Genomic DNA, 10900 nt, shown 5'->3' on the forward strand with positions numbered 1-10900 from the left:
AAGGTTTTTTTGTGCGTTTTTATGATTTTGTCGTAGTGGGAGGAGGAATAGCGGGTCTTCTTAGTGCATGGTTTTTAAGAGATTTTAATACTTTGTTGATTGATAAAAAAGAGCCTTTAAGCGGGGCTAGTGGGGCTGCAGGGGCTTTTTTATTTCCAAAAGTTGGGTTTGATTCTCTTTATACGCGATTTATTAACGAAGGAATACTCAAGTCGGTCGAATTTTATAAAAATCTGGGGGTTCGGACTAATACAAAAGGAGTTTTAATACTTCCGAGAGACGAAAAAGATATAAAAAAGTTTAAATTATATGAAAAAGATATAAAACTTCCTTTTAAAAAAATGGATGGAGGATTTTTTTTTGAGGTAGGAAGCGTCGTAAATCCTGATGATGTAAAAAGAGTTATAAAAGTAAATTTTTTACAAAAACATGTAAAAAAAATAGTAAGAAAAGATAATTTCTGGATTATAGATAACGAAATAAAAGCCAAAAACATTATTCTTGCCACAGGTTATGAATCGGTTTTTGATATTCCTTATATTAATATAAGACCGATATGGGGGGAAAGAATAGAAGGAAAAGCCGATAATATAACTTCTCTCCCTTATCATTTCCATAAAAACTGTTCGGTTGGCGAAATTGACGGAATAGTTAAAATAGGAGCTACTCATAAAAGAAACTGTGAATGGTGTAAAGAAAATTTTGAAGAGGCTTATGAGCTTATTTCAAAAGCTAATGAGATTATTGATATTAAAAATTTCGTAATTTTTGATATTAAGGGCGGGTTTAGGGCTGCTAGTGTTGATTATTTTCCTGTGGTTGGTAAAATTATAGATACCGATTTTACTTTATTAAGCGACAGACATATAGTAAAAGGCGATATGCCAAAAGAAATGTTTTTTATTGAAGGTCTTTATATAATAAACGGAATGGGGGGAAGAGGCTTTTCAAACGCTTATATGTGTGCTAAAGCGTTAAGAGATTATATTATAGAAGGTAAAAGCCTGGAATTTTTGGATACTGAGAGATTGTTTATTAAATGGGCAAGGAAAAAAGGGGAAGAATATTTAAGGAGACTAAATGTTAAAAGTAGATAAGGTTACAAAACAGTTTGGAGGGGTTATTGCTATTAAAGATGTGAGCTTTGAGGTAAAACCTCTTGAAATTTTTGCTTTAGTGGGACCTAACGGAGCGGGGAAAACGACGCTTTTTAATATTATTACGGGGGTTTTAAAACCTACTAGCGGTCATATTTATTTCAAAGAAGAGGAGATAACGGGGCTTTCTCCCGTAAAGATAGTTCAAAAAGGAATTGCCAGGACGTTTCAGAATATAAGGCTTTTTAAAAGTATGACGGTACTTGAAAATGTTCTTATAGGCTTTGAAAATCATTATGAATATAATTTTTTTGAGGCGGTTTTCAGATTTCCTAGATTTTTTAAAGAAGAAAAAATTTATAAAGAGAAAGCCATGGAAATTTTGGAGTTTTTAAAAATAGATAAGTTTGCAAATTATGAAGCTACTTCTTTAAGTTACGGAAATCAAAGAAAAGTAGAAATTGCTAGGGCCTTGGCAACCGAGCCGGACTTGCTTCTTTTAGACGAACCGGCTGCGGGAATGAATCCGAAAGAAACCGATGAGCTTGCCGATACGGTTTTTAAGCTAAGAAGCGAAAAAGAAAAAACAATTCTTTTTATAGAGCATGATATGAAGTTTGTTCAAAAAATAGCGGACAGGGTTATGGTGCTTGATTATGGAAAAACGATTTTTGAAGGAAAACCGGCGGATATGATGAAAGATGAAACGGTTATAAAAGCCTATTTAGGAGATATCGATGTTGAGGGTTAATGATTTAAAGGTAAAATACGGGGTTATAGAAGCTGTAAGGGGTATTGATTTTGAGGTTAAAGCCGGAGAAATAGTTACTATTATCGGTGCAAACGGAGCGGGAAAAACATCAACTCTTAACGCTATATTCAATCTTGTAAAAAAAGAGGGTAGAGTTCATTTTGCAGAAGCGGATATTTCAAAAGTGCCTACTCATTTAATCGTAAAAAGAGGAATGGCTTTGGTACCTGAGGGCAGAAAAATATTTATAAACCTGACAGTTGAGGAAAATCTTAGAATAGGTGCTTATTTAAATGATGAAAACTATGAAAAATTAAAAGAACAGATGTTTGAGATGTTTCCTAGATTAAAAGAGAAAAGAAATAATTTTGGAGGCAGTTTAAGCGGAGGAGAACAGCAGATGCTGGCTATTGCAAGGGCTTTAATGAGTGAGCCTAAAATGCTTGTTCTTGATGAGCCTTCATTAGGACTTGCCCCTAAAATAGTAAAAGAGGTTTTTGAAATTTTAATAAAACTTAATAAAGAGGATGATGTTACGATATTATTGGTAGAACAAAACGCGGGAGCCGCTTTAAGAATAGCCAATAGGGGTTATGTTATGGAAAACGGAAAAATCGTATTGGAGGATAAAGCTGATAACTTATTAAAAAGCGAGGAAATAAAGAAAAAATATCTTGGAGGATAATAAAGGGATGTAAAAGGGGATTTTATGGAAAATAATGTTAAACGCACCGGGCTAGGGCTTGCCATTACTAAGAAGATAATAGAATTACATAGAGGAAAAATAGAAGTTAAAAGCGAAGAGGGTAAAGGGAGCTGTTTTAGATTGTATATTCCATAATTATCTATTTAGAAGCTCTCCTATTTTCGTTCTCATCCATTTCCCCATTTTCATATTATGATAAGCCCAGGATAAATACTGCATATCTATTTGAGCCACGTCTTCTATAAGCATACCTTTATATTTGCCTACGTTAAATCTAAACTGCATAGGCTCTTCAAGGTTTGCTAAATGGTGTTCTATTGAATATTTAACGTCAGGGTCGAGGTCGGTTGATGTTAATATATATTCGATGTAATCAGGATTATTGATTATAACGTCTTTTATCTTTTCGAATTTATATTTGCCATGATAAAATTTATCGTAAAGGACCGGTTTTTTGGTAAGTTCTATTAAATCATCAAGGGATTTGTCAAAATTTTTAATTATATATTCAAATAAAAGGCCAAGTACCACAACGTCTCCTAAAGCGTCATGGGCGTTTATTTTTATATTATATTTTTTACATATTTCAGGTTCTTTTTTATAAAGTCCAAGAGCGTATCTGTTGTATTGAAGAGAAAATTTTCCCTCAGGAATCAGGTGTTTTAATATTCTAAACGTGTCTATTAACTTAAAAAAAGAGTTAAATCCTTCTTTTTTTAACATATCCAAATCAAAGGCGGCATTGTGGATTACTATTAAATTATCGGCATGATTTAATTCTTTTAATCTTTTGTAAGCATCAGTATGTTTTATAGGCGGTTTGTTTTCTACCATTTCATTTGTTATATGGTGGACCGCCATAGCTTCAAAACTAATTGGAATAGGAGGTTTTACAAATTCGTTATGTACTTCTTCTATTTCCAGGTTTTCATTCATAACAAGATAACTTAACTGACATATTCTGTCTTCGTCTTTATTTCCTGTAGTTTCCGTGTCAAGTATTATGATTTTCATTTTCTTCCTTAATTAGGGGTATTTGGATAATATATCCGCTTTCGTTGGTTTTTATTTCAAAGAAATTGTTGTTAAAATGCTTTAGAGGCGTACATTTTATAATAACCGAAATTATAGGATATTTTTGTTCGTTTAATTTAATATATTCTCCTATATTAATTTTTGTTTGTATAAACACCTCTTTTTGATTTTCAAAAATATCGAACAGTAAATTTAAAAAAGCTTTTTTGTTAAGATAAATTTCCGGAATGGAAGGGTCGTAATATACTTTAAAGGAAGTGTTCTGTTTTAAGTTAATATATTCTATTGCGAAATTTAAAAGCATAGATAAATCAACTTTTTCAAGTTCTTCTAAACGGATGGAATGAACATTAGTGTTTATAAGAAGTCTTATTCCTATCTGATTATCGTTTTGGTATCCTATTGAAAATCCGTTAAATTCTAAATCCTTAAATTGGATTTTTTTAAAATCGGTTTTGATGCCTTTTTCCTTAGGTGCGTTTTTTATAGTAAAATCAAATACTTCTTTTTTGTTAATATATGATAAAAATACTTCGGCTTCCTGGTTGCAGTATATTATGTTTCCTTTTTGATTGAAAATAATAAGGGGATTAATATCATATTCAATCCAAAATTCAAACATTTAAAGCCTTCATTTTTTTTGTGAGGGTTACTCTGTTGATTTTTAGTTTTTCCGATATTCTAAGTTTAGAGCCGTATTTTTGTCTCATAGCGGAAAAAAGTGTTTTTTCAAAGTCTTTAAGTTCTTCTTCGTAGGTTTTATGATTGTGAAGATAATATTCGTATAATAGTTGTAAAGTTTCTTTTTTTGAAGAAGGATATAGGAGGTGTTGATATACCTGTCTTTTTAGAGAGTTTAAATTTTCACTGATATCCGGGGATTGTATGTTGATTTCTTTTTCTATTTTTAAGGTTTTTTTTGCTTCTTTTTGGAAAAGTTTAATAAAATTTTCTATATCTTCGGGATGGTCTTTTAGCGGTTTTAATTCGATGTCCATCGTAAAATATTTTTTTAATAAATCTTTATTTAAAGGTTTAGTACCTGTGGCTATAAAGAAATTTATTTTAAATTCAAGAGAAGGATTTTTATCAAAATCTTCTATTATGACCGGATTTATTGTAGCGTTTAGAGGGTTTATTACCGCGTTTGGAGCTATGTATCTTGCAAGAAAGCTTTTGCCAACGCCTTTTTCTCCCCATATGTAAATGCTTAATTGAAGTTCTCTAGCCATATCCGCTAAGTTTTTGATTTTTTTTAAGTATTCGGATTTTGCTAAAAACATAAGAGCCTTTTTGGTGGAATTATATCAAAAACAAAAAAAGCGATTAAAAAAGATTAAAAATATCTTTTATTTGATTTTTAGATTTTTTTTGTTAAAATCAGACAAAAAAAGGAGCTAAAAATGCTTACCCCTAAAAGACCAGATGTTGATATGAACAGTGAAGAATTTAAAAAAGAAGAAGAAAAAACAAAAAAGTTTGTAGAAAAAGTGGTAAAACAGTTTGGATGGTGTTTAAATCCTAATAAAGAAGTTTATGATGCAATTGTTATGGGACTTACAAGAAATAAACTAATGTACGGAAAAAGATACTGTCCTTGTTTTATTCCTATGGGGGATAAGGATGACAGAATTTGTCCTTGCAAACCTGCGGTAGAACATGAAGTAAAAGAAGGTTGCTGTCATTGCGGAATTTTCTGTAACCCTGAGAAGTGTGATGAAATAACAAAGGAGCTTAATGAAAACGCCTGATTTAAGCTCTACTGAATTTCAGCAGGAATTTTTAAAAACCGAAAAATTTGCCCATAAAACGGTTGAACAATTCGGATGGACTTTTCATCCTGACGAAGAAATAGTTGAGAGGGTTTTAAAAGGACTTACAAACAATAAACTGATGTACGGAAAAAGATTTTGCCCTTGTTTTCCGGTTATTGAAAAAGAGGGAAAATATGTCAGCAGTGATAACAGAATATGCCCGTGTCCCCAGGCTATAAAAGATGAAATTCCAAACAAAGGAGTTTGTCACTGCGGAATTTTCTGTACTCCGGAATATGTTAAAAATTATCAAAAAGAGCATCCTAAAAAACATGCTGAAGAGATAGATGGTATTAGTGTAGGAGAGCTTGAAAATATTTTAGAAAAAGAACAGATATTAGGACATGAGCTTGAACTTTTGCTAAAAGCCAGAGAAAAAGGTCTTTTGAGTTTTAAACTTATCGATATAAGAGAACCGTTTGAGCATCAGATGATGAGAATAAAAGGGACCGATAAATTACTGCCGATAAGCAGGGTGCAGTACGATTTGGATGAATGGATGAAATTAAAAGATGACAGAATAATAATTTATTGTCATGTCGGAAGCAGAAGCGGATATTTACAAAGAGCTTTAAAGCAGCAATTAGGATTTGATAAGGTTGGAAATCTTACATATGGAATAGCAGATTATCCGGGTGATATTGAAAGGGGATAGATGTTTGTTTTGGGAATTCCTGTAAAAAACGAAATATGCGTACCAAGCAAGGAAGCTGAAAAATTCGCCAAAGTATTTGTAAACAACGGACAGATTGAAAAAATAGAATATGTAAATAGCAAAGATTTAGTAGGAAGCGTTCATTTTTTTATAACTCCAAAAGAAGAGTATGTTTTTGATTTTTTAGAAATGGGAGCCTAATATCAATATCGCTGTAACGAGTAAGGATTTAAAAGAAGCTTTAAAAAGAGATGGAAAAAATATTGAAATTGTGGATAAAGATTTAAACGCAAAAAGATTTTATCATTTTATAGTAATGGAGAAGTTTTTTTATAGTAAAAAAAGTGAATGATTGATAAAGGATAAACATGTTTTTGGAAGCGGCATATGAGGTAGTCAGAAAAAGAGATGAAAAAATAAACGGATATTTTAAAAAGTGTCCAGATGATATAAGAGAGTTGTTTGAAGCTATCCTTAGAGAGCTTGGACTTGAGATAAACGATGAAAATCTTTTAGCTCTTAAAAAAAGGTTTTTTCATCTTCGAGAAGACAGTATTATAAATCTTTTGAGAAAAGGTAATTTCTCAAAAGAAGAGATTCAGGAAATTCAGCTTGATTTATATGAACTTACTAAAAATTTTTGGATTAAAGAACATGAAAAACTAATTGAGGATATTGCTCCTTTTATCGGACCTTTTTATGCGGAAATTTTAAGAGGTGTTCATAAAATAGGAATTGCTTTTAGCAAATGGCAGCCACATTGGACAAAGCATATTATCCATACGGTAAATGAGGATTTGTCTTTAGAGTTTGCCGGTGATGAAGCGAAAATTATGACATATCTTATAGAAAAAGACCTTCTTGATAAAGTGAATGAAAAATTAAGCGAAAGATGTTATTCTGTTTTGGTGAAAACGGATGAAGGAAATTATGTTGTTAAAACATATGCCGAAGTTTTTGAAGAAGAGGTAAATGAAGCGGTAAATGCGGTAGACGAGCTTATTTTGGCGCTTGAAGATTTAAGCGACGAATATAAACTTCAGTGGATTTTATATTTTAACGCATTAAAAACGGCGCTTCTTGAGAGAAAAAGAGGTGAGGCTATTAAAAAGTGGGCTGCTGTTGATAAAATATGGATGGATATAAAATCTCCTGTTCAGGTAGGTCATCCCCTTGAATATTATGAAGATAAATACAGAAAGGCGGTAGCCCTTGAGCTTGACGTCAGAATTAAAAATCCGAAACTTAAAAGCGAAGTAAAAGATAGTATTGTAAAAATGTATAAAAAGTATTGTAAAGACGAAAAACTTTTAAAAACAGCACTTTTTAATATAGAAAAAACCCAGCTTTATATATCAACTCCTGCTACTTTTTACGGTGCGGAGTTTAACGGACTTTTCAGCGCCCAGGTTGTGCCGAACGACGAAGAAGTAAGCGCCGAAAAAGGCAAAAAAATATTCGCTTTTGTGGATAAGGTGTATGAAGACATCAAAGCAAGACCTAAAATGACATTAAGTTACGAGATACTTGGGAAAGAGTTTATGGATAAATTTTATAAAAACCTTGAGGATAAGGAAAAATTTGTAAAAGTGTATGACATTACGACAATAGGACATGAATTTGGGCATATATTATGGGTTGATGAAAATAGCGAAAGTGTTATGAATAAAAGCGGAATGTTTAAAAATATTGAGGAATTTAAAGCTACTAGCGGCGGTCTTATGGCTTTTTTTGAAAATGAAGATGCTAAACTTATCGATGCTGTTTTAGACGATACGATTAAAAGGGCTGTGGGGCTTATTGCGTGGATGGAAGTGGATGAGGTGTTGCCTTATTATATTGAAGGTCTTATTCATTTAACGGGTCTTTTTGAAAGCGGAGTTATTAGATTTAATGGGAAAAATTTAGAATATGATTATTCAAAATATAATGAACTTAAAAAATGGTATAAAAACACATATCTTGATTTAGCTGATACGTATGTAAAAAAAGAAGATGCTAAAAAATTTTTGGATAAATTCGTTTATAAAGACAAAAACTATTTCCCGATTAATAAAAATGCTGATAATTTCGTGAAATATTATTATCAAAGATATAAAGAAATCGGAGATAAGATTTATAAAGGATGAAAGTGATTTCAAAAGAAAAAGCAATTAGAAGTATTGTTAAAAGTTCAGTCGAAAGTTTTGCAGAAGGCTTTTCTTCAAGACATATAGGGGAAAAAGATGATCCAAATGGAACTATAAATATGAAAATTCATAATCCTTTTATTGCTGTGTTAGGAGATGAACTTAGATATTATACTGCTCTTGTTAGATCTTTTGACAGTGCATTAGGAAATATGTTAGAAAAAATGGCTATCAATATTGCAGAACTCTTTTTTGAGGTATATAAAAAGGTAGAAGGATATATTTTTGAAGAGCAAATTTTACAAATAGCAGAACTATTAGAAAGTTATAAAAATAGAACAAAAAATCCTTCTTTACAAGATTATGAATTGTTAAAAATTAAAAGTGGTTCAAAAAAAATAAAAACTCACGAAAGTGATTATTATTTATTTGATAAAGAAAATAGTTTTCACTATTTAATAGAGTTAAAAATTGGTGGAGATTTGGATAACAAAAAAGCAAGGGCTGAAAAAGAGGCTTTATTGGAACAGTTTTGTATTTTATATAATAATCAGCAAACAGATAATATTAAATGTTTTTTTGCCACTGCTTATAACAGGTTTGGGGAAGGAAAAGATTGGAATCAAGGAAGAGTATTGCAATTTTTTTCTAAAAATGAGCTTTTAATTGGAAAGGATTTTTGGAATTTTATTACTAAAAGTGAAAATGGATATAATTTGGTTTTAGATGAATATTCAAAAAATTCATATATTATAAAAAATGCCCTTGAAAAAATTAAAAAGGAATATTTAGGTGGATAAGTATAAGTTAATCTTAGGTGATGCATTTGAGAAAATAAAAACTTTGCCTGATAATAGTGTTGATTTAATATTAACAGACCCTCCTTACAATTTAGGAGAGTATTCAACTGGTAATATGAAATTCTCTTGGAGAAGTGATATAAATAACGATATTGCTGAGTGGGACAAGGGGTTTGATCCGGTTTTATTAAAAGATGAATTTTTAAGGGTCTTAAAGCCAACAGGCAATATATTTGCTTTTTGCTCTTATAATTTAATTGGTAGATGGCATGAAATTTTTGATCCACTTTTTGATACTTTTCAGTTTTTTGTATGGCATAAAACTAATCCAGTGCCAAAATTTAGAAAAGCGGGGTTTTTGAATAGTTGTGAGTTGATTGTATGTATGTGGAATAAAGGACATACTTGGAATTTTCTTTCTCAAAAAGAGATGCATAATTTTTTTGAGAGTCCTATCTGTATGGGAAAAGAGAGGGTAAAAAATCCAAAACATCCAACTCAAAAACCGGTTAAACTTTTAAAACATATTATAAAAATAGCAAGTAACGAGGGAGATGTAGTTTTTGACCCTTTTATGGGTGTTGGTTCAACCGGTGTTGCGGCACTTGAGATGGGTAGAAAATTTATTGGAATTGAGATTGATAAAGATTATTTTAAAGCTGCTAAAAAAAGAATAGAAAATGTTAATGAGTTATTAGTTAAGGAGTAATAATGTCGGAAAAAATAGATTTAAGCGAAGAAAATATTAAAAGACTTAACGATAAATGTCAAACACAAGATAAACATCTTTATGAGTTTTTAAAAGATGAATATCCTGAACTTACTACTGAAGAGAGATTGAAATATTTGGCAACTGTACTTAACGACCATTTTGAAGATTATGAGTTTAATGAAAAAGCTGAACGACATAAAGAAGACGGTTATTCAATAGTTAAGTTTTGGCCAAAAAAGCGCACGACTTAGCTGTCGTACGCTCCTTTTTTTGCCATCCATCCTAAATAGATTAAAACAATTCCGTCCATTAAGAAACTCACACCTACGATAATTCCAACCGTATAAGGTGCGCTAAATGGCCATCCTATAATCATAACGATACCTAAAATAAAACTTAACACACCGTTTACAAGCGGCATCCACCACCCTTTTAAAGGTTTTAAATCAAGCGCCATTTGAAATGATGCGAATGAGTCAACGAAAAAGTATGCCGCAAATAAAATAGCAACCGCCGCAATACCGCTTCCAGGCCATATTAACAGTAATACCCCCGTAATTAAGAGCATAAGTACCTTAAACCATGCACCAAATGATTTTTGGTGGGCTTTGAAAGTAACATATGCCTGAACGATACCGCTTGCAACAAATAAAGCTCCTAAAAACAATACAAACGCTAAACTTCCTGCCACAGGATTTACTATTGCTAAAAATCCAGCTATGGCCATAATAATGCCGCTGATGATTGATAATGTTGAAAACTCTTTGAGTTTTTCTTTGTCGATTCTGTTTGTGATGAACATTTCATCCTCCTTAAAAGTTTTAATACTTAGAATTATAACTCATTTTAGCTATGAATGTCAAATTAGTTGAGTCAAATAATTTAATTTATTATATCAAAATTTATAATTTTTACTTATAATCGTTAATCTTTTATATCAATTAAGATATAATAGGCTTAAAAAAAAGGTATAGTATGTTATTTAAAAAAAATAAAAAAGAAGATTTTGATTTTTCTTTTGTAGAAGAAAAAATTAAAAATCTTTTATCTTCAAACGTTTATCTTACCGAAGAAGAGAAAAGAAAATTAATCTCGGGTAATATAGTTGAAAAACTAAAAACTCTTTTTGATATTGAAGAGAGGGAAATTTTTTATTGGCATGAATTTAAGCAAAATTATCCTGTTGCCATTTTTGCAATTA

General features: G+C 31.2%; 16 protein-coding genes. 12 read left to right on the plus strand and 4 right to left on the minus strand.

Going from position 1 to position 10900, the window contains the following annotated elements:
- The 4 genes from ACXJH6_RS04025 to ACXJH6_RS04040 all read left to right on the plus strand — a co-directional run.
- A partial coding sequence (locus tag ACXJH6_RS04025; protein ID WP_456470479.1) for an NAD(P)/FAD-dependent oxidoreductase occupies positions 1-1097 on the plus strand: 1097 nt, incomplete at its 5' end.
- On the plus strand, positions 1081-1848 hold the full coding sequence (locus ACXJH6_RS04030; RefSeq protein ID WP_456470480.1) for an ABC transporter ATP-binding protein: 768 nt from the start codon (positions 1081-1083) through the stop codon (positions 1846-1848). The genes ACXJH6_RS04025 and ACXJH6_RS04030, both read left to right, overlap by 17 nt.
- Complete coding sequence (locus ACXJH6_RS04035; protein WP_456470481.1) at positions 1835-2533, plus strand: ABC transporter ATP-binding protein; 699 nt, start codon at positions 1835-1837, stop codon at positions 2531-2533. Before ACXJH6_RS04030 ends, ACXJH6_RS04035 begins: the two co-directional genes overlap by 14 nt.
- Positions 2534-2557: 24 nt before the next feature.
- Positions 2558-2689, plus strand: coding sequence for an ATP-binding protein (locus ACXJH6_RS04040; protein WP_456470482.1), 132 nt, complete (start codon positions 2558-2560; stop codon positions 2687-2689).
- On the opposite strand, the gene ACXJH6_RS04045 is transcribed toward ACXJH6_RS04040, so the two are convergent.
- From ACXJH6_RS04045 to ACXJH6_RS04055, 3 genes are read right to left on the minus strand one after another with little or no spacing between them, the layout of a single operon-like run.
- A complete protein-coding gene (locus ACXJH6_RS04045) occupies positions 2690-3568 on the minus strand; it encodes an exonuclease domain-containing protein (protein WP_456470483.1) in 879 nt (292 codons plus the stop codon).
- Entirely contained in the window at positions 3549-4211 is a 663-nt protein-coding gene (locus ACXJH6_RS04050; RefSeq protein ID WP_456470484.1) for a hypothetical protein, read from the minus strand. The genes ACXJH6_RS04045 and ACXJH6_RS04050 overlap by 20 nt, the downstream gene beginning before the upstream one ends.
- Positions 4204-4872, minus strand: a complete 669-nt coding sequence (locus ACXJH6_RS04055; protein ID WP_456470485.1) for a DNA-binding transcriptional response regulator — start codon at positions 4870-4872, stop codon at positions 4204-4206. The genes ACXJH6_RS04050 and ACXJH6_RS04055 overlap by 8 nt, the downstream gene beginning before the upstream one ends.
- A 120-nt stretch (positions 4873-4992) precedes the next feature.
- Here ACXJH6_RS04055 and ACXJH6_RS04060 point away from each other — a divergent pair, with 120 nt between their 5' ends.
- From ACXJH6_RS04060 to ACXJH6_RS04090, 7 genes are all read left to right on the plus strand, one after another.
- Complete coding sequence (locus ACXJH6_RS04060; RefSeq protein ID WP_456470486.1) at positions 4993-5340, plus strand: ferredoxin-thioredoxin reductase catalytic domain-containing protein; 348 nt, start codon at positions 4993-4995, stop codon at positions 5338-5340.
- Positions 5327-6058: a ferredoxin-thioredoxin reductase catalytic domain-containing protein gene (locus ACXJH6_RS04065; protein WP_456470487.1), complete on the plus strand. Its 732-nt coding sequence runs from the start codon at positions 5327-5329 to the stop codon at positions 6056-6058. Before ACXJH6_RS04060 ends, ACXJH6_RS04065 begins: the two co-directional genes overlap by 14 nt.
- On the plus strand, positions 6059-6259 hold the full coding sequence (locus ACXJH6_RS04070) for a hypothetical protein (RefSeq protein WP_456470488.1): 201 nt from the start codon (positions 6059-6061) through the stop codon (positions 6257-6259).
- A gap of 167 nt (positions 6260-6426) precedes the next feature.
- The gene (gene ciaB / locus ACXJH6_RS04075) at positions 6427-8187 is read left to right on the plus strand and encodes an invasion protein CiaB (RefSeq protein WP_456470489.1); all 1761 of its coding nucleotides are present in this window, start codon (positions 6427-6429) and stop codon (positions 8185-8187) included.
- Between the two features lie 2 nt (positions 8188-8189).
- On the plus strand, positions 8190-8987 hold the full coding sequence (locus tag ACXJH6_RS04080) for a TdeIII family type II restriction endonuclease (protein WP_456470490.1): 798 nt from the start codon (positions 8190-8192) through the stop codon (positions 8985-8987).
- Entirely contained in the window at positions 8980-9696 is a 717-nt protein-coding gene (locus ACXJH6_RS04085; protein ID WP_456470491.1) for a DNA-methyltransferase, read from the plus strand. The genes ACXJH6_RS04080 and ACXJH6_RS04085 overlap by 8 nt, the downstream gene beginning before the upstream one ends.
- A gap of 2 nt (positions 9697-9698) precedes the next feature.
- Positions 9699-9950 (plus strand): hypothetical protein, encoded by a 252-nt coding sequence (locus tag ACXJH6_RS04090; RefSeq protein WP_456470492.1) that lies wholly within the window; start codon positions 9699-9701, stop codon positions 9948-9950.
- On the opposite strand, the gene ACXJH6_RS04095 is transcribed toward ACXJH6_RS04090, so the two are convergent.
- On the minus strand, positions 9947-10501 hold the full coding sequence (locus ACXJH6_RS04095; protein ID WP_456470493.1) for an HdeD family acid-resistance protein: 555 nt from the start codon (positions 10499-10501) through the stop codon (positions 9947-9949). The genes ACXJH6_RS04090 and ACXJH6_RS04095 overlap by 4 nt on opposite strands.
- A gap of 173 nt (positions 10502-10674) precedes the next feature.
- Between ACXJH6_RS04095 and ACXJH6_RS04100 the strand changes: the two genes are divergently transcribed.
- Positions 10675-10900: hypothetical protein (locus tag ACXJH6_RS04100; protein ID WP_456470494.1), on the plus strand; the 226-nt coding region annotated here is incomplete at its 3' end.

The organism is Caminibacter sp., assembly GCF_053999135.1.

What these genes read in the sequence shown, in the direction of transcription:
- ACXJH6_RS04040 (WP_456470482.1), top strand. Translation starts at nt 2,558, where the DNA reads ATGGAAAATAATGTTAAACGCACCGGGCTAGGGCTTGCCATTACTAAG.
- ACXJH6_RS04050 (WP_456470484.1), bottom strand. Translation starts at nt 4,211, where the DNA reads ATGTTTGAATTTTGGATTGAATATGATATTAATCCCCTTATTATTTTC.
- ACXJH6_RS04090 (WP_456470492.1), top strand. Translation starts at nt 9,699, where the DNA reads ATGTCGGAAAAAATAGATTTAAGCGAAGAAAATATTAAAAGACTTAAC.
- ACXJH6_RS04030 (WP_456470480.1), top strand. Translation starts at nt 1,081, where the DNA reads ATGTTAAAAGTAGATAAGGTTACAAAACAGTTTGGAGGGGTTATTGCT.
- ACXJH6_RS04035 (WP_456470481.1), top strand. Translation starts at nt 1,835, where the DNA reads ATGTTGAGGGTTAATGATTTAAAGGTAAAATACGGGGTTATAGAAGCT.
- ACXJH6_RS04070 (WP_456470488.1), top strand. Translation starts at nt 6,059, where the DNA reads ATGTTTGTTTTGGGAATTCCTGTAAAAAACGAAATATGCGTACCAAGC.
- ACXJH6_RS04045 (WP_456470483.1), bottom strand. Translation starts at nt 3,568, where the DNA reads ATGAAAATCATAATACTTGACACGGAAACTACAGGAAATAAAGACGAA.
- ACXJH6_RS04055 (WP_456470485.1), bottom strand. Translation starts at nt 4,872, where the DNA reads ATGTTTTTAGCAAAATCCGAATACTTAAAAAAAATCAAAAACTTAGCG.
- ACXJH6_RS04065 (WP_456470487.1), top strand. Translation starts at nt 5,327, where the DNA reads ATGAAAACGCCTGATTTAAGCTCTACTGAATTTCAGCAGGAATTTTTA.
- ciaB (WP_456470489.1), top strand. Translation starts at nt 6,427, where the DNA reads ATGTTTTTGGAAGCGGCATATGAGGTAGTCAGAAAAAGAGATGAAAAA.
- ACXJH6_RS04095 (WP_456470493.1), bottom strand. Translation starts at nt 10,501, where the DNA reads ATGTTCATCACAAACAGAATCGACAAAGAAAAACTCAAAGAGTTTTCA.
- ACXJH6_RS04060 (WP_456470486.1), top strand. Translation starts at nt 4,993, where the DNA reads ATGCTTACCCCTAAAAGACCAGATGTTGATATGAACAGTGAAGAATTT.